The 21,036-nt window shown below is 35.0% G+C and carries 24 protein-coding genes; 18 read left to right on the forward strand and 6 right to left on the reverse strand.

The genetic code is table 11. The features are described from left to right. The first annotated feature begins 146 nt into the window (after window positions 1-146). On the forward strand, window positions 147-545 hold the full coding sequence (locus ACEN25_RS01235) for an acyl-CoA thioesterase (RefSeq protein WP_028375706.1): 399 nt from the start codon (window positions 147-149) through the stop codon (window positions 543-545). On the opposite strand, the gene ACEN25_RS01240 is transcribed toward ACEN25_RS01235, so the two are convergent. The 4 genes from ACEN25_RS01240 to ribD are packed head-to-tail and all read right to left on the reverse strand — an operon-like array spanning window position 542 to window position 3,690. After that, window positions 542-1,159: an IMPACT family protein gene (locus tag ACEN25_RS01240; protein ID WP_441801275.1), complete on the reverse strand. Its 618-nt coding sequence runs from the start codon at window positions 1,157-1,159 to the stop codon at window positions 542-544. The genes ACEN25_RS01235 and ACEN25_RS01240 overlap by 4 nt on opposite strands. Window positions 1,160-1,161: 2 nt before the next feature. Next, the gene (locus tag ACEN25_RS01245; RefSeq protein WP_441801276.1) at window positions 1,162-2,034 is read right to left on the reverse strand and encodes an EamA family transporter; all 873 of its coding nucleotides are present in this window, start codon (window positions 2,032-2,034) and stop codon (window positions 1,162-1,164) included. After that, a complete protein-coding gene (locus ACEN25_RS01250) occupies window positions 2,031-2,645 on the reverse strand; it encodes an HAD family hydrolase (RefSeq protein ID WP_441801277.1) in 615 nt (204 codons plus the stop codon). The genes ACEN25_RS01245 and ACEN25_RS01250 overlap by 4 nt, the downstream gene beginning before the upstream one ends. Then, the gene (gene ribD, locus ACEN25_RS01255) at window positions 2,638-3,690 is read right to left on the reverse strand and encodes a bifunctional diaminohydroxyphosphoribosylaminopyrimidine deaminase/5-amino-6-(5-phosphoribosylamino)uracil reductase RibD (protein WP_441801278.1); all 1,053 of its coding nucleotides are present in this window, start codon (window positions 3,688-3,690) and stop codon (window positions 2,638-2,640) included. Before ribD ends, ACEN25_RS01250 begins: the two co-directional genes overlap by 8 nt. A gap of 34 nt (window positions 3,691-3,724) precedes the next feature. Here ribD and ACEN25_RS01260 point away from each other — a divergent pair, with 34 nt between their 5' ends. From ACEN25_RS01260 to ACEN25_RS01285, 6 genes are all read left to right on the forward strand, one after another. Beyond that, on the forward strand, window positions 3,725-4,204 hold the full coding sequence (locus ACEN25_RS01260) for a GNAT family N-acetyltransferase (protein ID WP_441801279.1): 480 nt from the start codon (window positions 3,725-3,727) through the stop codon (window positions 4,202-4,204). After that, a complete protein-coding gene (gene prmC / locus ACEN25_RS01265) occupies window positions 4,205-5,053 on the forward strand; it encodes a peptide chain release factor N(5)-glutamine methyltransferase (protein ID WP_441801280.1) in 849 nt (282 codons plus the stop codon). Beyond that, window positions 5,053-5,643: a TIGR00730 family Rossman fold protein gene (locus tag ACEN25_RS01270; protein WP_441801281.1), complete on the forward strand. Its 591-nt coding sequence runs from the start codon at window positions 5,053-5,055 to the stop codon at window positions 5,641-5,643. Before prmC ends, ACEN25_RS01270 begins: the two co-directional genes overlap by 1 nt. Before the next feature lie 54 nt (window positions 5,644-5,697). Continuing rightward, entirely contained in the window at window positions 5,698-7,689 is a 1,992-nt protein-coding gene (gene ligA / locus ACEN25_RS01275; protein WP_441801282.1) for an NAD-dependent DNA ligase LigA, read from the forward strand. A gap of 96 nt (window positions 7,690-7,785) precedes the next feature. Then, window positions 7,786-8,475: a hypothetical protein gene (locus ACEN25_RS01280; RefSeq protein ID WP_441801283.1), complete on the forward strand. Its 690-nt coding sequence runs from the start codon at window positions 7,786-7,788 to the stop codon at window positions 8,473-8,475. A 135-nt stretch (window positions 8,476-8,610) separates the two neighbouring features. After that, the gene (locus tag ACEN25_RS01285) at window positions 8,611-9,300 is read left to right on the forward strand and encodes a hypothetical protein (protein WP_441801284.1); all 690 of its coding nucleotides are present in this window, start codon (window positions 8,611-8,613) and stop codon (window positions 9,298-9,300) included. A gap of 3 nt (window positions 9,301-9,303) precedes the next feature. Here ACEN25_RS01285 and ACEN25_RS01290 read toward each other — a convergent pair whose 3' ends face one another. Then, window positions 9,304-10,212: a metallophosphatase gene (locus tag ACEN25_RS01290; protein WP_441801285.1), complete on the reverse strand. Its 909-nt coding sequence runs from the start codon at window positions 10,210-10,212 to the stop codon at window positions 9,304-9,306. A 5-nt stretch (window positions 10,213-10,217) separates the two neighbouring features. Next, on the reverse strand, window positions 10,218-10,967 hold the full coding sequence (locus tag ACEN25_RS01295) for a 5'-nucleotidase C-terminal domain-containing protein (RefSeq protein WP_441801286.1): 750 nt from the start codon (window positions 10,965-10,967) through the stop codon (window positions 10,218-10,220). 66 nt (window positions 10,968-11,033) lie between these two features. Here ACEN25_RS01295 and ACEN25_RS01300 point away from each other — a divergent pair, with 66 nt between their 5' ends. The 11 genes from ACEN25_RS01300 (at window position 11,034) to coaE (ending at window position 20,971) form a co-directional block, all read left to right on the forward strand. Beyond that, window positions 11,034-11,549 (forward strand): DUF6913 domain-containing protein, encoded by a 516-nt coding sequence (locus tag ACEN25_RS01300; protein ID WP_441801287.1) that lies wholly within the window; start codon window positions 11,034-11,036, stop codon window positions 11,547-11,549. A 1-nt stretch (window position 11,550) separates the two neighbouring features. Further along, the gene (dapA, locus tag ACEN25_RS01305; protein ID WP_441801288.1) at window positions 11,551-12,432 is read left to right on the forward strand and encodes a 4-hydroxy-tetrahydrodipicolinate synthase; all 882 of its coding nucleotides are present in this window, start codon (window positions 11,551-11,553) and stop codon (window positions 12,430-12,432) included. A gap of 36 nt (window positions 12,433-12,468) precedes the next feature. After that, complete coding sequence (locus tag ACEN25_RS01310) at window positions 12,469-13,275, forward strand: outer membrane protein assembly factor BamD (RefSeq protein ID WP_441801289.1); 807 nt, start codon at window positions 12,469-12,471, stop codon at window positions 13,273-13,275. Window positions 13,276-13,293: 18 nt separating this feature from the next. Further along, window positions 13,294-13,620 carry a DNA-directed RNA polymerase subunit omega gene (locus ACEN25_RS01315; protein ID WP_028375691.1) on the forward strand — a complete coding sequence of 109 codons (327 nt, stop codon included), beginning with the start codon at window positions 13,294-13,296 and terminating at the stop codon, window positions 13,618-13,620. Between the two features lie 2 nt (window positions 13,621-13,622). Beyond that, a complete protein-coding gene (gene coaBC, locus ACEN25_RS01320; RefSeq protein ID WP_441801290.1) occupies window positions 13,623-14,834 on the forward strand; it encodes a bifunctional phosphopantothenoylcysteine decarboxylase/phosphopantothenate--cysteine ligase CoaBC in 1,212 nt (403 codons plus the stop codon). Next, the gene (locus ACEN25_RS01325; protein ID WP_441801291.1) at window positions 14,827-15,711 is read left to right on the forward strand and encodes a DUF4835 family protein; all 885 of its coding nucleotides are present in this window, start codon (window positions 14,827-14,829) and stop codon (window positions 15,709-15,711) included. The genes coaBC and ACEN25_RS01325 overlap by 8 nt, the downstream gene beginning before the upstream one ends. An 88-nt stretch (window positions 15,712-15,799) precedes the next feature. Beyond that, on the forward strand, window positions 15,800-17,452 hold the full coding sequence (gene recN / locus ACEN25_RS01330; protein ID WP_441801292.1) for a DNA repair protein RecN: 1,653 nt from the start codon (window positions 15,800-15,802) through the stop codon (window positions 17,450-17,452). A 39-nt stretch (window positions 17,453-17,491) separates the two neighbouring features. Next, window positions 17,492-18,313 (forward strand): enoyl-ACP reductase FabI, encoded by an 822-nt coding sequence (locus ACEN25_RS01335; RefSeq protein ID WP_028375687.1) that lies wholly within the window; start codon window positions 17,492-17,494, stop codon window positions 18,311-18,313. Between the two features lie 102 nt (window positions 18,314-18,415). Further along, the gene (locus ACEN25_RS01340) at window positions 18,416-19,414 is read left to right on the forward strand and encodes a glycosyltransferase (protein WP_441801293.1); all 999 of its coding nucleotides are present in this window, start codon (window positions 18,416-18,418) and stop codon (window positions 19,412-19,414) included. Window positions 19,415-19,436: 22 nt separating this feature from the next. Then, the gene (locus tag ACEN25_RS01345; RefSeq protein WP_441801294.1) at window positions 19,437-20,381 is read left to right on the forward strand and encodes a CdaR family protein; all 945 of its coding nucleotides are present in this window, start codon (window positions 19,437-19,439) and stop codon (window positions 20,379-20,381) included. Further along, window positions 20,378-20,971 (forward strand): dephospho-CoA kinase, encoded by a 594-nt coding sequence (gene coaE, locus ACEN25_RS01350; RefSeq protein ID WP_441801295.1) that lies wholly within the window; start codon window positions 20,378-20,380, stop codon window positions 20,969-20,971. Before ACEN25_RS01345 ends, coaE begins: the two co-directional genes overlap by 4 nt. The last annotated feature ends 65 nt before the right edge of the window (window positions 20,972-21,036 follow it).

Here is a 21,036-nt window from a genome sequence, read left to right on the forward strand (position 1 = left end):
AATGTAGAGATCTTCGTTTCTTTCAGTGCGGGGCAAATATGTGAACAAAATATGTAATAAAAAAAGAAAATTACATTGGTTTTGTAGAATTTTTATCGCATACTCTGCATATTATAAATTAGCCTTTTTTATATGTTAATAAGTCTATGAAAACAAGCTCAACTAACGTTAAAGTAAGATACGCAGAAACCGATCAAATGGGTGTTGTACATCACGCTAACTACCCTATTTACCTGGAACTTGCTCGTATTGAATGGTTAAACGATATCGGAATTTCTTACAAAGAAATGGAGAAAGAAGGTGTAATGCTACCTGTTTATGATATGCATTTTTCTTTTCTAAGTCCGGCCTTTTTTGACGATACTTTAACGATAAAAACAAGTCTTAAAAAAATGCCGCGTGCAAGCATTGTTTTTGATTATGAAATCACAAATCAAGATCAAAAATTGATTACAAAAGCACAAACCACTCTGGTCTTTGTAGATATGAAAACAAACAGACCTACGCGTTGCCCAGATTACATATTAGAGCTTTTAGAAAATTAAGATTTTTCGGTATTTACAGTTAAGCCAAAAACAGCATCAAAACGTTTTTTAATTCTTTTTAGATCCTTTTTACGTATGGCCAGGGTAATTGAGCAACTCAATTCCATTTCTTGCGAGGAGATAGTTAATTGCTCTTCTTTAATTATGCGCATAACCGTATGAAGCAATGCATACTCAAAGTCTATTTGTAAAGCTTCAGTAATAACTGCTGTTTTTATTTTTGCGGTTTCTAAAGCTAATTGTGCGGCTGTTTTATAGGCTTGTATAAGACCGCCTACACCAAGATTTGTCCCGCCATAGTAGCGTATCACGGTAACTAATATTTGGGTGACTTCAAAAGATTGTAGCTGGCCGTAAATAGGTAAACCTGCAGAATTATTGGGTTCACCATCATCATTTGCCCTATAGTGCTCATAATTTTTACCCAGTTGCCAGGCATAGCATATGTGTGATGCTTTACTGTGTTTATTTTTTAATTCAGTTAGAATGCTTTCAATTTCAGCTTCATCTTTGACGGGATGTGCCTGACCAATAAATTTGCTTCCGCGATCTTTAAATAAACTTTCGGAGCTTTTTTTTGCAATTGTTTTATAGATGTCTATAGTTGTACTCATAACTAGGCTTTAACAATAGCTATTAGAATGATACTAAAAACAGCAAGACCAAACCCGATCCAGTTTTTTGTTGAAAGTTTTTCTTTATAGAACACAATTCCTAAAAGTGTTGCAAGCATCAATATACCCACATTGTTTAGTGTAAATACTGCCGAACTTTCTAAATTAGGGTTTCTGAGCGCTTGAACCAGAAAATAAATCGAGAAGTAATTGGGAACACCTAACGCGATTCCTCCTAATATATTTTTAAACTGAAGTTTTTGCTGTCTATAATATAACTGAAAAATAAACACTAGAAGGCCTAAGGTAAAGGCGGTCGCAAATATTACAGCAGAGAATAAGGGGACATCTTCTTTTGCTACAAAACTTGCTTCTAAAAACTTGATAGTTGTATCAATGATACCGCTTCCAACAAAAACCAAAATAGGAAACAACAAATCGTTTTTTGATATAGATTTAGCCGTTGTTTTTTTAAGAGAAACTAGATATACTGCTATGAGAGCTAGACCTATTCCTGTAAGTTTTAAAAATCCTGCAGCTTCCTGATAATAAAAGAGACCAAAGCAAATAGGTATAACAACACTCATTTTAGTAGAAACAGATACTACCGAGAGTCCACTGCGTTGTGTAGTTATTGCCATAAGATTGAAAATAACAATAAATAAAAACCCTAAGAAGATAGTGCCGGGAAACCAGGCGTATTGCGGAATGTTTATTAAAATTATAGGTTGCCCATAAGCAACAAGACCAGAAACGCAGGCAATGAAATAATTAACTACAATAGCCTGAAATGTGTTTATTTTAAACCGGTTAAAAAGTTTAAATACAAGAAAGATAATACTTGAAGCAAGTATGCTAAGCAATAAATAGATCAAAAGAGCTCCTGTTTTTTTTTAAACAATTGCGTTACATCTTGAATACCCGGTTCAAGGTGCCAGGTTCTAATATTCATAGAAGCAGCAGCGGCTGTATTTAGGACTGTATCATCTATAAACAGGGTTTCTTCAGCAATTAAATTATCGTTTGTAAGTACATAATCGTAAATCTCAAGATCAGGTTTACGCAGATTAATTTGTTGTGATAGATAAAAACGTTCAAAACAGTTTTGAAACTTAGAGTATCTAAGTGCTCCCATGTTTTTGATTACCTGCTCAATGTGTAAATCATTTGTATTGCTTAATAATAATAATTTGTATTTACCTTCTTCTTTGAGTTTTAAAATCCAGTCTAGGCGATGCTGCGGAAAATCTAGAATTATACTATTCCAGGCATTAGTGAAAGAGATTCTAGTTAATGACGGAAATTTATCCAGATAGTATTTAGTTAACTCTTCTGTAGTAATTAGTCCCTTCTCATAAGTATTATGCCAGTCAACCATATCATTGTCGATCTCACGAATACCCATTTTGGCTAAGGCTTGTTCGGGGGCTTTCTTGTCAAGGTTTATAAAAACATCGCCAAAGTCAAAGAGTAAATTTTTAATCATTCGTATTTATATAATAGGTTAAGAGATCACCGGTATAAGCTGTAGTTTTTAATTTTTTAAATGCCTTTAACTGCGGAGATTTAATGCCACTCTTAAAATCTAAGTTTCCTTTAAATACTCTGGCTTCGTCCCATAAACCTGCATTTATAAAATGCTGTAAGGTTTGTGTACCCCCCTCTATAATTACAGACTGTAAACCTTTTGTATGTAAGATGTCGCAAATCTGCTTAGGCAAATTAGAATTAAAATCTGCCTTGTAATATTTTTTGTTTTCTGAATTGATTGCCTCAGTTTCGGTTATAATTAATGTAGCAGTACATGCATCAAGCAAATGACTCTCATTACTAAGGCTTAAGTTTTTATCGATTACAATACGAGTGGGAGAGTTGCCATACCATTCTCGAGTTGTAAGACTGGGATTGTCAGTTTTTGCAGTAGTAGATCCTACAAGTATACTTTGTTCTTCTGATCGCCATTTGTGAACAAGTTGTTTGCTTACAGAATTGGTTATCCAAAAGGGTTCTTTTTTGTCTCTTCTAGTACTATCGGGCGCAATAAAACCATCTGCGCTTTCTGCCCATTTTAAGATAATATAAGGTCTTTTTTTATTGTGGAATGTAAAAAAGCGTTTGTTTAGTTCTTGGCATAAACCTTCTAAAACTCCCACCTGTACTTCGCAACCTGCCTCGAGTAATTTTTTTATGCCTCTTCCTGAGACTTCGGCAAAAGGATCTACGGTACCAATAATGACTTTTTTTATTCCTTTGGCAATAATTAAATCGCTACAAGGTGGAGTTTTGCCATAATGACTACAGGGCTCTAAGCTTACATAAATAGTTGATTCTGACAGAAGTTCCTTATGTATCACACTATTAATAGCGTTTACCTCGGCATGTGGTTCACCAGATTTTTTATGCCAGCCTTCACCTATAATTTTATTGTTATGCACAATTACACTTCCTACCATAGGGTTTGGGTAGGTGGTGCCCAGTCCGTTTTTAGCCAGTTGCACGCAGCGAACCATGTATTTTTCGTGTATCTTCACAAGCTCAAAAATACCAATTAAAACTAAGATACGAATGCCTCTTATTAGACCTGTAAAACTCAACGATAATTTAGCTTTAGCAAAAACCATACGAGCGGTTTTAATTGAAATGGGAGTTCCTAAAGTAGGAACAGCCTATGCAGATGAAGCTTTAGATTGTATGTATGAGACGTATAATGCTGCAAAGAAGGAATATTTTGTGATTGAGGATCAAAATAGGCTTCTGGGCGGGGCAGGAATCGCACCGTTAGCCAATTATGAAGGTCCTGTTTGTGAGTTACAAAAAATGTATTTTCTTTCAGAAATACGGGGAAAGGGTTTTGGTTTGCAAATGATGCAAAGGTGTCTTGACTTTGCAAAAGAGGCAGGTTTTAAACAGGTTTATTTGGAAACTATGCCGTATATGAAAGATGCTCAAAAACTGTATGTGAAATCAGGTTTTTATTATATAGATGCTCCTTTGGGCAATACGGGACATAGTGCCTGTCCTGTTTATATGTTAAAAGATCTGTAGATGAAATTAGTAAAGTTTAAAGCGCAGTTTTTTAGGCGATTAGCGCCTAATTTTCCGCAGAGCGAAATCACTGCTTTTTTTAAAATATTAATTCAGAAATACCTGGGAATTCAGCCTGTAGATCTTGTTTTAAATCCTGACAAAAACATTAAGATTAAAGAGTTAGAACTCCTTTTAGCGGCTAGAGAACGTCTGTTTAATAATGAACCGCTGCAATATATTATAGGTGAAACAGAATTTTACGGCTATAACTTTACAGTTACACCAGATGTACTTATTCCCAGGCCCGAAACAGAAGAACTAGTAGAATGGATTCTATTAGATCTAAAAAACAATGAAACTTCTCAATTAAAAATTTTAGATATAGGAACCGGCTCTGGATGTATAGCTGTTAGTTTGGCTAAAAATACAGATGCAAAAATAACAGCTCTTGATGTTTCTGATAAAGCATTACAACTTGCTGAGCATAATGCAGAATTAAATAAGGTTACTGTACAATTTGTTAAGGCTAACATATTAGAGATGGCAGAATTGCCTCAAAAGTATACTGTAATCGTATCAAATCCACCTTATGTGCGTAATCTCGAAAAAGCTGAAATGCATCAAAATGTGCTGCGCCATGAACCGGAGTTGGCTTTATTTGTAGATGATGATAATCCGCTTATATTTTATAAAAAAATAAGTGATTTGGCTTATAAAAGTTTAGAAGTTGATGGAGTTTTATATTTCGAAATCAATCAGTATCTTGGGGATGAGACAGTAAACCTTGTAAAAGAAGCAGGTTTTAAAACTGTAGAATTGCGAAATGATTTTGCAGGAAAACCTAGAATGATAAAAGCAAAACGCTAATGAATAATTTAAAATCTATCTGTGTTTTTTGCGGAAGCAGTGAAGGTACAGATTCGGCAATCATAAAAGAGTCAGAATTGCTTGGCGCTAAATTGGCAGAGCGCGATATCACGCTAATTTATGGCGGTTCTAAAATGGGCATAATGGGCAGGGTAGCTATAGCCTGCCTTGGTAATAAAGGAAAAGCTATAGGCATTATTCCTGGTTTTTTAAAAACAAAAGAAATTGTACACGAAGGTCTTGATGAGCTTGTTACTACAGAAAACATGCACGAGCGTAAGCTCAAAATGCAAGAAATGAGTGATGGGTTTATAACACTTCCTGGAGGTTTTGGGACGTTTGAAGAGCTTTTTGAAATTATTACCTGGAGTCAGTTAGGATTACATCATAAACCTATAGGGATTTTAAATACAAATGGCTTTTACGATCATTTAATAGCTATGCTAGACGAGATGGTGAATAGAGGTTTTCTTAAAGCTGAAAACAGAGCTTTACTCATAGAAGATACAGATGTTGATAGTCTGTTGAATAAGATGGAGCACTTTGTACCTGATTTAACTTCAAAATGGCTAAAGCCCGAAAATACTTAATACGTATCAAATTTTTCGTTTAAAAATAATTACACTACATCTATCTAGTTTTTAATGGATACTCAGCAAAAAATACAAACACTACGCGAAGAATTGCGCCAGCATAATTATAATTATTATGTGCTTGATAAGCCGGAAATAGATGATTTTACATTTGATCAAAAACTAAAAGAGCTACAAGAATTAGAAAAGGCTCATCCTGAATTTTTTGATGCAAACTCTCCATCGCTCCGGGTGGGCGGACAAATCACTAAGAATTTTAATACCGTTAAACATGAGACGCGTATGTATTCTTTAGATAATAGTTATTCACTTGAAGATTTAGAAGATTGGGAAAAGCGTATAAAGAAAATGGTAGATGGGGAGGTCGAGTATGTCTGCGAACTTAAATATGATGGAGCTTCAATAAGCTTAACCTATGAGAAAGGTGAATTAATACGTGCGGTTACCCGTGGCGATGGCGTACAAGGTGATGATGTCACAAATAATATTAAAACCATACGCACAGTACCCTTAAAATTAAAAGGTGATTTTCCTGAAAAATTTGATATTCGGGGAGAGATTGTACTTCCTTTAGCTGGTTTTGCTGCTATGAATGCAGAGCGCGTTGAAGCCGGTGAAGAGCCTTATAGCAATCCGCGGAATACGGCATCGGGGAGTCTTAAATTGCAAGATAGTGCAGAAGTAGCCAAAAGACCTTTAGAGTGTTTGTTGTATAGTATTGTAGGTGAAAATTTAAATATAAAATCGCAATTTGAAAGTTTAGAAAAAGCCCGTTCCTGGGGTTTTAAAGTGCCTGAAGTTGCAAAACTTACCGCTTCAACAGATGAGACTTTTAAATTTTTAGATTATTGGGATGTTCATCGTCACGAATTACCGTATGAGACTGATGGTGTGGTTATTAAAGTAAATAATTTTCAGCAACAAGAAGAGCTGGGTTTTACTGCCAAAGCACCACGATGGGCAATGGCGTATAAGTTTAAAACCGAGCAAGCCGAAACCCTATTAGAAAAGATAACCTATCAGGTAGGGCGTACGGGAGCTATAACCCCTGTTGCAAATTTGCAGGCAGTACAACTTGCAGGTACAATAGTTAAACGTGCTTCTCTACACAATGCAGATCAAATTGAAAAATTAGATATACGGGAAGGTGACACGGTTTATGTAGAAAAGGGTGGTGAAATAATACCGAAAATTGTAGGTGTAGATTTTGAAAAACGAAGTTCAGACTCAACTCCCACGCAATATATTACGAGTTGTCCTGAGTGTGATACTACGCTTGTGAGACAGCCTGGTGAAGCACAGCATTATTGCCCTAACGCAAGTGGTTGCCCTCCTCAAATTATAGGAAGAATACAACATTATATTTCTAGAAAAGCCCTGGATATAGAAGGTCTTGGAGGCGAGACGGTAGCATTGCTTGTAAATAATGGACTAATAAAAAACTATGCAGACCTTTATGATTTAAGAAAGGAAGATATTTTACCCTTAGATAGAATGGCAGAAAAATCTGCAGATAATTTAATAAAAGGCGTTGAGTCTTCTAAAAATATTCCTTTTGAGCGCGTGCTTTTTGGACTAGGAATTCGATTTGTGGGCGAGACTGTTGCCCGAAAACTTGCCAAACAATTTAAAAGCATCGAAGTTTTAGCTCAGGCCTCTTTTGACGAGTTGATAGCCGTAGATGAGATTGGGGAGCGTATTGCGCAAAGTGTTGTTGAGTTTTTTGCTTCCGAAGAGAATAAAGTTTTAATCGATAAACTTAAAAATTACGGCGTACAATTAGAGCTTGATGCTGCAGTACTTGAGAATCAAACCGAAAAGTTGAAAGGAAGTATTTTTGTAATTTCTGGAGTGTTTACACAGGTCTCACGCACCGAGCTGAAAAAAATAATTGAAGATAACGGAGGTAAAGCTTCGGGAAGTATTTCTTCAAAAACAAATTATTTGGTGGCTGGTGAGAATATGGGGCCAAGTAAACGTGAAAAAGCCGAAAAATTGAATGTACCTATTATTACTGAAAGTGAATTTCTAGCTATGATATAAGTTTATATTCAGTAACTTAAGAACTTAGACTAAGAAATTTGCGTAATTATAAATGAATATTTTATTTAATACCATTCAATTTTTAAGAACTCATAAATGAGATTAAAAGTTTTATTATTCTTATTCTTATTCCTTGGTTTTACTGAAATTATATTGGTTTCATTAGAAATTGGTAATTCTATAATATTACGACCTCTATGTGCGATATTGATTTACTCATTCTATTATCTTAACTCACATAGACATAATCTATATTTTATAATCTATTTAAGTTGTGAGTTAATTAATGAGACTTTTTTCTTAATTAACTTTGAACGCTATTTTTCATTAGTGCTAGGCGGTTATGTATTAGCTACATTTACGATGATTTATCATTTATGGCCTGTTTTTAAAAAGGTAGGTTTTACTCTAGATAGAGATGCTTTGTTTAAAACCATATTAGGACTTACGGGGATTCTTTATGCTTTTTGGGAGTTAACCCTACTGGTTTTTGATAATTTACCCGATAATGTTATTTTCTTTCCGGCATTGGCAGCCCTCATTTCATGGATATTCTTTTGTTCAATCATACCTATTAGAAACAGGCATCCAGACAATTTTTTATTATATCTTATGGGAGGATCTATGGCTGTAATGGCTCCTACGATGTTTATTTATACATTTTTATGGAGTTATGTTCCCGTATTAATTTTGTGTTTGCTTTCTATGATGCTCTTAAAAATTTGTATGGTGTGGTATTTAATTAAATTAGATGGCATTCTCAACTCAAAAGAATCTTACTTCTGAAAGAAAATTCACACATAAATTAAGGTTCGGTATTTTTTATTGATATAATATCTGTAATTTTTGTTATTTTACAGATAAATTATTAAGTATAATAAATAATTACCCTTAGCTGTGAATAAAACAATTAGCCTTTCTTTGAAGCCAATAAAATATTGGTATCTGGCAATAGTTAGTTGTTTATGCTATATTCTGGTTTCAGAATTAAAAATAGAGTGGGGATTTTACTTAAAGCCTGTTTATTTTATATTTTTTTATGCCTATTACTATTCATCTACTAAGAAGCATAATATTACCCTAATAGTGTTTCACCTTTCCTCTTTAATTGCCGAAATTTTTTTTCTATTAGATCTCAATCTATTTTTTGATGAGGTTCTTTATTTCTATATGATTGCAGTTTTTGCAATGTTTTTATTTTTTGCGCCTATTTTAAAAATAAGATCTCAAAAAATAACTAAAGAAATGCTGCTTGAGCCGGTGCTCGGCGTTCTGTTTGCTGCCTATTTAATCATACATCTTTTAGCGGTTTTTTATGAGAGCGTACCTAATAAATCGCTCTTTCTAATCGGAGGAATTTTATTATTTATTTTTACCGCAGTTTGCTCATTAATACCCTTAAGGCACAGAAGTCCTCATAATTATAAAACCTATATCATAGCTGCAGCTCTATTGATAGAATGCATCACAGGTTTTATTCATTATTACAGTTTGAGTATTCCTATAATTTTATCGTTACTCAACATAGCTATATGCTTTCATAAAGCGGCTGCAACATCTTATTTTGTAGATGTGCATAATGCACTAAATGACCAGAAAGATTATATATAATTTTTACACTTGAATAACAGTAGCTGCACTTGATTTATTTCCCGTAGCATCAAACTCAAAGTCTATTCTTCCTACATTTATACCGGCCCAACCTACTTGATTTACTAAAACATTTTTTTGATCTAGATTAGAAACAATTTCAGGCTTCGGAAGGAACGTGTGTGTATGACCACCTATTATTAAATCTATATTTCTGCTTTTTGCAGCAAGCGACAGATCTGATATTTTATCAAATTTGTATTCATATCCTAGATGAGACAGACAGATAATTAAGTCGCATTTGTGCTCTTCTTTTAAGATGCGCGTCATATCCTGGGTGATTTCAAGCGGATCTAAATATTTAGTCTCTTTTGATAATGCTTCGGTTACTAAACCTTGTAGTTGTATACCTAATCCAAAAACACCAATTTTTATTCCGTCTTTAATAAAAATCTCATACGGTTTTGTAAGTCCTTCCATCACCGTATTTGTGAAGTCATAATTAGAACTTATCATTTTAAAAGAAGCATTAGGCATTTGAGCAGCCAGACCACCTACGCCGTTGTCAAAGTCATGATTGCCTATAGTAGCGGCGTCATAACCCATCATACTCATAAGTTTAAATTCAAGCTCACCGCCATAAAAGTTAAAATAGGGCGTCCCTTGAAAAATGTCACCGGCATCAAGAACGAGCGTATTTGGGTTTTCATTACGTATGTTTTGAATAAGCGTAAGACGTCTTGCTACCCCACCTTGATTTGCAAAAGAAGGATCTTCTGCAGGAAAGGGTTCTATATGACTGTGCACATCATTAGTATGTAAAATTGTGATCTTGCGCGATTTTTTTGTACCAGCAAAAAGGTTGAGGCCAGGTGTAGCACTTAGTAAAGCGGTAGCAGCTCCTGTCTGAATTAAAAACTTTCTTCTTTCCATAGGACTTATTTTTTAATGAAACGGGTGTCACGCTTTGGTGCAATAGTATCTTGTTTTTTAAAATGATCAATTAATATAGTTCTCATTTTATAATCTAAAATCTCAATAGTTTTAGGATTAGTAAAGAAAACCATCCCGTCACCACCTTGTTGTAAATAATCGTTTGTAGCTATAAAATAAGTTTTACCATTTTCTATAGGTTTCCCATTTATCAAAGCAGAATCAATATCGTCCTTAGCATTAAGAATGAGTTGCATATTAGCAATAGGATGTGCTTTGCCAGATTTTAAATATTGAAACATAGCACGAGCCTCATCACTTGATATTTCAACAACCACTATACTATTTTCAAAAGGCATAATTTCATAAGCTGTGCCCATTGTAACATTACCTGCACGTAAAACAGAGCGAATACCGCCGTGATTTAAAACAACACCGTCAATGTGTTTGCCAGATCGTTTAAAAAATACAGGATCACAAAATTCTAAAACAGCGTCTGCCATCATATTTCCTATAGCAGTATTGTATGGGCCTTCTGACTTAGAAAGACTTTTAGGAGCATAGGCGAGTATTGCATTCATCTCTTCATCTATGCGCTTTTTATAAGGAGTTATATACTCTATAACCGAAAGATCTGAAGCGATACTGTCTGTAATGTTTATTTGTTTTCCTTGAATACTAGTAAGCGTAGCTTGTGATTGCTTGCAGGCGACTAGAAGAAAGCCTAAAAGCGCAAGAGAATATAATCTAATCATTTGGTATAAAAATTAGCGGTGTGCATTGAGGTATAATTGTCTACATTTGCCGCAAAACAAAGGTAAATGTTTTTGGACGGTTGGAAACAATATTCGCTTAAAAGTAAACTTCAAAAAAGTCTAAAACCCATCCAAAATTCTCAAAATAAAATTGGGGAAGGAGTGGGTGTTTTGTTTGATTCACGAGATTTTCAGGATGAAAAACAGTTAGAAGCGTTAGCAAAATGTGTTTCTGCAACTTCAGAAATCTCTTTATTTGTGTATATAGAGAATCAAAATCAAAGTAATTTTAGTGTTAGTGAAGTTTTTTCTAAAAAAGATTTTACAGTCTTGGGAGCAATTAAAAACGAAAAATTAAATGCTTTTATAGATAAACCTTTTAAGATCTTAATAAGTTATTACCACAGAGAAAATGTATTTTTGGAGTTTGTTACATCTCAGTCTAAAGCCAATTTTAAGGCAGGATTACCTGTTAAAAACAGTACTGTAAATGATTTAATCATTAAAACAGATTTAGCTGATGTTAAATTGTTTGAACAAGAGTTAGTTAAGTATTTGAAAATATTAAACCGCATAGAATAGCATGCAAGAATTAAAAGGAACAGGAGTAGCGCTGGTTACTCCGTTTAATAAAGATTTTAGTGTAGACTTTGATGGTCTAAGTCGTGTAATTGAGCATTGTATTTCTGGCGGGGTAGATTACCTCGTAATTATGGGTACTACCGCAGAAAATGCTACGCTAACAGAGGCTGAAAAGAAAGAAGTTATAGCTAAGTCAATAGCAGTGAATGCAGGTAGATTACCACTTGTTTTAGGTGTAGGAGGTAATAATACAGCTCAAATTGTTGAAGAGCTTCAAACCAAAGATTTAAGTGCGTTTACCGCAATTTTATCTGTATCTCCTTATTATAACAGACCCAGCCAGACAGGTATTTATGCACATTATAAAGCAATTGCAGAAGCTACAAAACTTCCTATTATTCTTTATAATGTACCGGGACGTACAGGCAGTAATGTTCTTCCGGAAACCATTATAAAACTTGCTAACGATTTTTCTAACATTATTGGCGTTAAAGAAGCAGCAGGAGATATAACACAAATGATGCGTATCATAAAAGATCGTCCAGAAAACTTTTTAGTCATTTCTGGAGATGATATGCTTGCGCTTCCTACAATAAGTGCGGGAGGTGATGGCGTTATTTCTGTATTAGGTCAGGGTCTTCCCAAACCCTTTTCAATAATGATAAATCAAGGTCTGGCAGGAGAGTTTAAGGAGGCTTACGCAACGCATTATGACCTTATGCTAGCTACAGATTTAATTTTTGCTGAAGGAAATCCTGCAGGAATAAAAGCATTATTGGCTCACAAAAGCCTGTGTTTAGATACGGTGCGCCTACCATTAGTAGCTGCCAGCGATACTTTGAAAAACAATATTGCAACATACTTAAATGACTTAGGTCTTTAAGTTTTTTAATCTATAGAAAAAACCTATTTTTGCACGATGTTTTCAAGTATAAGTAAGAAAATAATTATAGTAGCAGTTGCAGCAGTAAGTCTGGCTTCTTGTAGTGAATATCAACAGGTATTGAAGTCTGAAGATATGGGTAAGAAATATGCCATGGCAGACTCATTGTATGACTCTGGTAAATATCGCAAATCTTTAAAACTTTGGGAGCAAATAGTTCCGAGCTACAGAGGTAAGCCACAGGCAGAGCGTATTATGTATTTGTATGCAGATGCGCATTATCAGGTAGCAGATTACTATCTCGCAGGTTATCAATTTGATCGTTTTGTTTCTGCTTACCCAGATTCAGAAAAAGCAGAAGAGGCACAATACAAAGCAGCTTTAAGTTACGCTGAATTATCACCTAACTATCAATTAGATCAATCTGAGACTCAAAAAGGTCTTGACCAGTTGCAGCAATTTATTGCAAACTACCCAGAATCTGAATATGCTGAAGAGGCTGGCGAGCGTATTAAAGACTTAAGTGTTAAGATGCAGAAAAAGGCTTACGAGATTGCAAAAGGTTGGCATAAAATTATGGACTATCCTACCGCTATTTCATCTTTAGATGATTTTATTTCAGATTATCCCGGTTCACCATTTCGTGAAGCGGCATTCTTTTACAAGTTAGATTCTCAATATCAGTATGGCTCAAATAGTATAAATGTTCTTGTAAAACCGCGTTTAGAAGAAGCGATTGCAATGTATGAGACATTAATACGTTATTTTCCGGAAGGAGAATACAGAGTTCAGGCAGATGAGATCAAAATGGATATTGACAAAATATTAGAAAATTATTCCTAATTAAATTAATAAATTATTATGGACGTTAAAAATATGGAAGCACCAGTAAATACAATAACTCTAAATAGAAGTGAGATTGACGCTCCTACAGGAAATATTTACGAAGCAATCTCAATTATAGCAAAACGTGCTACTCAAATCAACACAGAGATTAAAAAAGAATTATTAGAAAAGCTTGATGAGTTTGCTACCTATAGCGATAGCTTAGAAGAGATTTTTGAAAATAAAGAACAAATAGAAGTATCTAAATTCTACGAGCGTTTGCCTAAAGCTCATGCGATGGCGGTTCAAGAATGGTTAGATGATAAGATATACTTCCGCGATACGACTGCACCAACAGAGTAGTCATGTCTGTTTTAAGCGGAAAAAAGGTTTTACTTGGTGTAACCGCCGGAATAGCTGCCTATAAAGCAGCTATTTTGGTTAGAGGTTTTATCAAAGCTGGGGCAGAGGTACGGGTCATTATGACTCCCGAGGCTAAAGATTTTGTAACACCCTTAACGCTTTCTACGCTATCAAAAAATGAGGTGTATTCAACGTTTGTCAGCGATGATAACGAGAATGCGGTATGGAATAATCACGTAGAACTCGGCCTTTGGGCCGATTTCTTTGTTATAGCCCCGGCCACAGCAAATACCCTTTCTAAAATGACTTCAGGAGCAAGTGACAATCTTTTACTTGCTACGTATTTATCTGCTAAGTGTCCTGTATATTTTGCCCCGGCAATGGATCTTGACATGTATAAACATCCCAGTACGCATCACTCTTTTGAAACCTTAACAAGCTACGGAAATATTATGATTCCTGCGACTAGTGGTGAACTTGCCAGTGGATTGGAGGGTCAGGGTAGAATGGCTGAGCCTGAAGATATCGTGCGATTTATTGAAGATGATATCTTAAGTAAATTACCTTTAAAAGGAAAAAAACTGCTTATTACTGCCGGTCCTACTTATGAAGCTATAGATCCTGTTCGATTTATTGGAAATCATAGTAGTGGTAAAATGGGCTTTGAGATAGCAGAAGCTTCAGCACGACAAGGTGCAGAAGTTTTTTTGATTACCGGTCCCACACACCTGCAAACAAAAAGCAAGTTGATTACTACTATTCGGGTTACTTCAGCAGGTGAAATGTTTGATGCTGTGGCTAATAAATTTGATCAGGTTGATATTGCTATCGCGGCAGCTGCAGTGGCAGATTATAGACCATCACGTGTTGCAGATCAAAAAATTAAGAAAAAAGAAAGTGCGCTGGTAATTAATCTGGAACCTACTCAAGATATTTTAGCATATATGGGTTCGGTTAAAAAAAATCAATTTCTGGTTGGGTTTGCATTAGAGACCGAAAATGAAGTTGAGAATGCTCAAGGGAAACTGCAAAGAAAAAATTTAGACTTAATTGTTTTGAATTCGTTAAATGATACCGGAGCAGGCTTTAAAACCGAAACAAATAAAGTAACTTTCATAAAACAGGATGGCACTGTTTTGCCTCAGGATTTAAAGTCAAAAACCGAGGTGGCAGAAGACTTACTTAATTTAATTCTAAAAGAAATTCATGTATAAACTGATTGTTTTTTTTCTCTTTTGCGGCATTGGTTTACAGGCACAGGAGCTTAATTGTTCGGTTACAATTAATGCAGAACAAACGGGGCAAAGCAATCTTCAGGTTTTTAGAACTTTAAAAAGTGAGCTTACCGAGTTTATGAATAACACCACGTGGACAGATCTTAATGTAAAGCAGCAGGAGCGTATAGATTGTAGTCTTGTAATAATCGTTTCTAATATAAATTCAGACTCATTCACAGCTTCGGTTCAAATACAATCTTCAAGGCCGGTTTTTAATTCAACCTATAATACGCCGGTTTTTAATTTTAATGATAAGCAGTTTAATTTTAGATATACAGAATTTCAACCTTTAAACTACAATCCTAACAACTTTGATTCAAACCTTATTTCTGTTCTTTCTTTTTATGCCTACACCATTATAGGTCTTGACGCGAGTACTTATGAGTTAGGTGGTGGGGAGCCATATTTTGAAGAGGCAAAGCGTATTGTAAATACCGCTCAACAACAGGTTAGTGATGGCTGGTCTGCTCAAAGTGGCACACAATCAAGATACAGGCTAAATCAAGATTTATTGTCTCCTAATTTTAGAGAGTTTTCAAATGCGCTCTACGCGTATCATAAAAACGGTCTAGATTATATGGCAGATAATACTAAAGAAGCAAAGCAATCTATAGCAGTTACCTTGCAACTCTTTAATCAACTGTATTCAAACAGACCTAATAATTTTTTGTCTCGTGTTTTTTTTGATACTAAGGCAGAAGAGATTGCTAGTATGTTTTCAGGCGGGCCACAAATTAATGTAAGTAATCTTGTAACCGTTTTAAATAAAGTAGCGCCAACAAAGTCGTCCTACTGGCAACAAATCAAATTATAAGAGACATCTTAAATTCTTTGATTGTGGTGATTTTCTCTCCTATATTTACCTATAAATTTTCAGTTTAAAAAATTAAATAAAACTTTAATTGCTCAATTCAATACACATAAAAAACTACGCATTAATTGAAGAGGTAAATCTCAAATTTAATGATGGGTTTACGGTAATTACTGGTGAGACGGGAGCCGGTAAATCTATACTTTTAGGGGCTTTAGGTCTTATTTTGGGTAAACGGGCAGATATAAGTAGTATAGGTAATCCTGACGAAAAGTGTGTTATTGAAGCACATTTTGACATTACTACCTATAATTTAGAAGCTCTTTTTGCTACAGAAAACCTCGATTTTGAGCCACAGACCATTATTCGCAGAGAAATTTTAGCTAGTGGTAAAAGCAGGGCCTTTATAAATGATACGCCCGTAACTCTAAACCAGTTGTCAGCTTTAGGATTACGTCTTGTAGATATTCACAGTCAACATCAAACAATGGAAGTGACAGATGTTGATTTTCAGTTTCAAGTTTTAGATGCATTTGCTGAAAATGGAAAAATCTTAACTACCTACTCAGAGCTTTATGCTGCTTTCAGGAAAAAAGAAAACCAGTTGAAGAAACTGGTAAAGCAAAAAGAGGAAGCTCAAAAAGAAGAAGAGTATAAAATATTTTTGCTGGAAGAATTACTTGCTGCAAATTTAAAAGCAGGTGAGCAGGAACTCATTGAAACAGCACACGATACGTTAAATAATGTAGAGCAAATTACGGAAGGTCTGGCAGAAGCTTATCAGATTTTGAGCAGGGAGGAAGTAGGCGTTAATGAAATGTTGCTTTCTGCTAAAGTACGATTGTCTAAATTGTCTGGGTTTAGTCCAAAACTTAAAGAATTATGGGAGCGACTTGAGGCTGTAACCATAGAGCTTGATGATGTTTCAGAAAGTATAAATGATCTTGCTGCAGACACAGAGGGTGATCCTACAGAATTAGCCCGACTAGAAAGTAGATTGAAGTTGTTTTTTGATCTTCAGAAAAAGCATCAGGTGGATAGTGTTGAAGGGCTTATTGAGATACGAGATGCGCTTGATGAAGAAGTACAGTCGCTAAATAATTTAGATCAAAGTATTAGTAAGCTAGAGCGGGAGATTACTCAGGCTAAATTAGAGTTAGAAAAACTTGCGGTACAGCTTACAAGTAAACGTACAAAAACTATAAAACCATTAACTGAAAAGCTTCAGAGTATACTTGCTAACCTGGGGATGCCTAATGCACGTTTTGAGGTAAGCCTATCAGAGAGTCCGTCATTTTTAGATAATGGTAAAGATCAGCTTCATTTTCTTTTTACAGCAAATAAGGGAATGCGCGCTCAGGAACTTAAAAAAGCAGCCTCGGGTGGTGAATTATCACGTATTATGCTCGCTATAAAATCTGTTCTTAGTGATTATGCACATTTACCTACACTAATTTTTGATGAGATTGATACCGGGGTAAGTGGAGAAGTCGCTTTAAAAATGGGCTATATAATGAAGGCGATGGGCAATCGCATGCAGCTCATAAGTATTACCCATTTACCGCAGATAGCCGGGCAGGGAGCACATCACTTTAAAGTTTTTAAAGAAGATAAGCAACAAAAAACAACAACGGGGATCAAAGTATTAGATCGTGATCAACGCATTGCAGAGTTGGCTGAAATGCTGGGTGGAAAAGCATCTTCTGATGCTGCTTTTGACCACGCAAGACAACTACTCAATTAATAAAATAGTATATTTGACCACTTAAATTAAACAACGATTATGTCCTATAATTTATTAAAAGGAAAACGAGGAATCATTTTTGGAGCGCTTGATGAGAATTCAATCGCCTGGAAAACCGCTGAGCGCGTTCACGAAGAAGGTGGAACTTTTGTCTTAACAAATGCACCTATAGCAATGCGTATGGGAAGCATTAACAAGTTAGCAGAAAAAACAGGTTCTAAAATCATACCTGCAGACGCTACGTCTGTTGAAGATCTTGAGAAACTTGTAGCGGGAGCAGTCGAAGAATTAGGTGGTAAACTCGATTTCGTTTTACACAGCATAGGTATGTCTATAAATGTACGTAAGGGGCGTCATTATACAGATCAGAATTACGACTGGACTCAAAAAGGTACAGATGTGAGTGCAATGTCTTTTCATAAAACAATGCAGGTTCTATATAAGCAAGATGCTATGAATGAGTGGGGAAGTATTGTTGCATTAACTTATATGGCTGCACAACGTGTTTTCCCAGATTATAATGACATGGCAGATAACAAAGCCTATTTAGAAAGTATTGCACGTAGTTTTGGTTATTTCTTTGGGCGTGATAAAAAAGTGCGTGTAAACACAATTTCACAATCACCTACACCTACAACAGCTGGACAAGGCGTAAAAGGTTTTGACGGTTTTATTGCATACGCAGAAAAAATGAGTCCGTTAGGTAACGCTACAGCTCAGGAGTGTGCAGATTATACTATTACATTATTTTCTGACCTTACTAAAAAAGTTACCCTTCAAAACTTATTCCACGATGGTGGATTTAGTAATATGGGTGTAAGCAATGAAGTAATGGAAGCATTTGTTAATGAGCAAAAATAAATTTTAAATACCCTTATAAAAAATGCCCGAAGCGACACTTTCGGGCATTTTTTATATGATTTATTTTCGCTAATAGCATCTATTTTATAAAATTCTAAATTGATGAACCTTTTTTTTTCAGTAATTGTACCGGTGTATAACAGACCTCAGGAAGTACGAGAGTTGTTGCAGAGTTTAAGAACGCAAACTTTTAGTAAACCTTTTGAAATTGTAATTGTTGAAGATGGTTCTATAGAAACTTCTGAGGATGTTATAGAAGAATATTCAGATTTAAACATCACTTATTTTATAAAAGAGAATACAGGTCCCGGTGATTCCCGCAATTATGGAATGCAGCGTGCCATAGGCAATTATTTTCTAATTTTAGATAGTGATTGCGTCTTGCCAGAAAGTTATCTGAAGCGCGTAGATGACAGTCTTACTAAAAAGTTTTCAGACTTTTTTGGAGGTCCAGATGCAGCTGAAGAAAATTTTACAATTCTTCAAAAAGCCATTAACTATGTGATGACCTCTTTATTAACCACAGGAGGTATACGGGGTAGAAAAGAAGCTTCTTCGAGTTTTGAACCACGTAGTTTTAATATGGGAATTTCAAAAAAAGCCTTTGAGGATTCAGGAGGTTTTGGTAAAATACATCCTGGTGAAGATCCCGATTTAACGATTAGGTTATGGGATCTGGGTTTTAAATCTCAATTAATTACCGAAGCTTTTGTTTATCACAAGCGTCGTATATCGTGGGCTAAGTTTTACAAGCAGGTACGCAAATTTGGGTTAGTTAGACCTATACTCACGACTTGGCATCCACAAAGTTCTAAACTTACGTTTTGGTTTCCCAGTCTTTTTACTTTAGGATTGATTACAGCATTTATTTTAGCGCTAATAGGTTTCTATATACCAGTTTGTCTGGTAGCTTTGTATTTTGTGTTTATAGTTTTAGATTCTACAATTAAAAATAAAAATATAACGGTAGGTTTACTTTCTGTTTGGGCTGTTCTTGTACAATTTACGGGATATGGTTTTGCATTTGCAGAGTCAACCTATTATATACGATATCTCAAAAAGGATCCCCGCAAAAAATATCCTCACTTATTTTTTGATTAATTTTAGCATCAATAACATTTTCATGTCAGATAAAAAGAAGCGCAGCAAAAATTCAAACCTTCGGGTTTTTGTAACCATTTTTTTAGTGGTTGCTGCTATTTCGATTATGATTAAGTTGAATCGTAATTTTAGTTTTACGGTTAAAATACCATTAACTTTTCAGAATCTGTCTGAAGATTACATACTCAAGAAAAGTTCTACAACCTCAGTTAAAGTAACGGGTAAAGCAAGTGGGTATGATTATTTTAAATATAGATTTTTCTCTCAGGCATTTCCTATAGACCTATCAAATCTACCTAAAGATGGTAGCAGATCTTACTATGTTTTTACTGCGGAAAGTGATGCGTTAAAAGGAAGTCTAAGCGGTAGTGAAATAACAGAATTTGAACCCGATACTGTTTATTTTACTTTAGATAGAAATTATGATAAACGCGTACCTGTAATTTCTAATTTTGAAATTAGTTATGCACCGGGTTACGGAAGTTTTCAGGGAATGGAAATCAAACCAGACAGTATTACAGTAAGAGGTCCCGAGTCTGAGGTAGATACGATTACCAAGGTATATACGAGTGCAGAAGTTTTTGAGGATATTAGAGCATCTAAAGAAGGTAATGTTTCGTTGCATTTGTTTAAAAAAATACCCAACGTAGAATTACTGCCTAATACAATCGCTTATAATTTACATGTAGATAAATTTACTGAAGGTTCTGTGTCTGTTCCGCTTCAATTAATAAATGTACCGCCAAATGTGTCTGCAAAGGTCTTTCCGAAGCGTATAAATGTAATTTTTAATGTAAATGTTACCAATTATGACCGGGTAAAGTCTTCAGATTTTAAAGTTGTTGTAGATTTTGATGAGGCAGATAGTCTTTCAACCTCCCTGACACCGCAGGTTATCGAAATACCAGAATTTGTAAGGGATGTGCGTATAAGTGAAAGTACAGTTCAATATCTTCTAGTAAAATGAAAATTGTAGGTATTACAGGAGGTATAGGAAGTGGCAAAACCACCATAGCTCGTTATTTTAATGAACGATTTGATATTCCGGTTTATTATGCAGATACTGAAGCTAAAGCACTTATGCAAACTGATTTATTAAGAAGTCAAATCATCAATCTTCTAGGTAATAAAGCATACACAAATAATATTCTCGACCGTAAATATGTAGCGTCAAAAGTTTTTAAAGATTCAAAATTACTAGAGCAACTTAATAAAATTGTACACCCTGCAGTAAAAGTGCATTTTGAAGAATGGAGTGTCGTTCAAGAAGCACCCTATGTTCTTAAAGAAGCGGCTATTCTTTTTGAAAATGGAACGCATACTTCGTGTGATTTTGTCATTTTAGTTACAGCTCCAGAAGATGTACGAATTCAACGTGTACTAGATAGAGATCATACCAGTGTAAAAGAAATTAAGAATAGAATAGACAAACAGTGGGAGGATTCTAAAAAGATTCCACTGGCAGATTTCGTTATTGAGAACATAGATCTGGAGATTAGTAAAAAAAAGGTTTTAGAAATACACCATCAACTCTTGGAAACCCCTTTAAATACATAGCTTATTCTTGTTAACATTTGGTTAAACCAATAATCCCCTAAATGTTAAAATCATACATTTGGGCA

The organism is Leeuwenhoekiella sp. W20_SRS_FM14, assembly GCF_052119605.1.
GTDB lineage: Bacteria > Bacteroidota > Bacteroidia > Flavobacteriales > Flavobacteriaceae > Leeuwenhoekiella.

Coding starts and splice junctions, on each gene's coding strand:
- ligA (WP_441801282.1), top strand. CDS start 5,698: ATGGATACTCAGCAAAAAATACAAACACTACGCGAAGAATTGCGCCAG.
- coaE (WP_441801295.1), top strand. CDS start 20,378: ATGAAAATTGTAGGTATTACAGGAGGTATAGGAAGTGGCAAAACCACC.
- ACEN25_RS01345 (WP_441801294.1), top strand. CDS start 19,437: ATGTCAGATAAAAAGAAGCGCAGCAAAAATTCAAACCTTCGGGTTTTT.
- ACEN25_RS01300 (WP_441801287.1), top strand. CDS start 11,034: ATGTTTTTGGACGGTTGGAAACAATATTCGCTTAAAAGTAAACTTCAA.
- coaBC (WP_441801290.1), top strand. CDS start 13,623: ATGTCTGTTTTAAGCGGAAAAAAGGTTTTACTTGGTGTAACCGCCGGA.
- ACEN25_RS01295 (WP_441801286.1), bottom strand. CDS start 10,967: ATGATTAGATTATATTCTCTTGCGCTTTTAGGCTTTCTTCTAGTCGCC.
- ACEN25_RS01240 (WP_441801275.1), bottom strand. CDS start 1,159: ATGAGTACAACTATAGACATCTATAAAACAATTGCAAAAAAAAGCTCC.
- ACEN25_RS01340 (WP_441801293.1), top strand. CDS start 18,416: ATGAACCTTTTTTTTTCAGTAATTGTACCGGTGTATAACAGACCTCAG.
- ACEN25_RS01260 (WP_441801279.1), top strand. CDS start 3,725: ATGCCTCTTATTAGACCTGTAAAACTCAACGATAATTTAGCTTTAGCA.
- ACEN25_RS01290 (WP_441801285.1), bottom strand. CDS start 10,212: ATGGAAAGAAGAAAGTTTTTAATTCAGACAGGAGCTGCTACCGCTTTA.
- ACEN25_RS01315 (WP_028375691.1), top strand. CDS start 13,294: ATGGACGTTAAAAATATGGAAGCACCAGTAAATACAATAACTCTAAAT.
- prmC (WP_441801280.1), top strand. CDS start 4,205: ATGAAATTAGTAAAGTTTAAAGCGCAGTTTTTTAGGCGATTAGCGCCT.
- ACEN25_RS01235 (WP_028375706.1), top strand. CDS start 147: ATGAAAACAAGCTCAACTAACGTTAAAGTAAGATACGCAGAAACCGAT.
- ACEN25_RS01325 (WP_441801291.1), top strand. CDS start 14,827: ATGTATAAACTGATTGTTTTTTTTCTCTTTTGCGGCATTGGTTTACAG.
- dapA (WP_441801288.1), top strand. CDS start 11,551: ATGCAAGAATTAAAAGGAACAGGAGTAGCGCTGGTTACTCCGTTTAAT.
- ACEN25_RS01270 (WP_441801281.1), top strand. CDS start 5,053: ATGAATAATTTAAAATCTATCTGTGTTTTTTGCGGAAGCAGTGAAGGT.
- ACEN25_RS01250 (WP_441801277.1), bottom strand. CDS start 2,645: ATGATTAAAAATTTACTCTTTGACTTTGGCGATGTTTTTATAAACCTT.
- ACEN25_RS01310 (WP_441801289.1), top strand. CDS start 12,469: ATGTTTTCAAGTATAAGTAAGAAAATAATTATAGTAGCAGTTGCAGCA.
- ACEN25_RS01280 (WP_441801283.1), top strand. CDS start 7,786: ATGAGATTAAAAGTTTTATTATTCTTATTCTTATTCCTTGGTTTTACT.
- ACEN25_RS01335 (WP_028375687.1), top strand. CDS start 17,492: ATGTCCTATAATTTATTAAAAGGAAAACGAGGAATCATTTTTGGAGCG.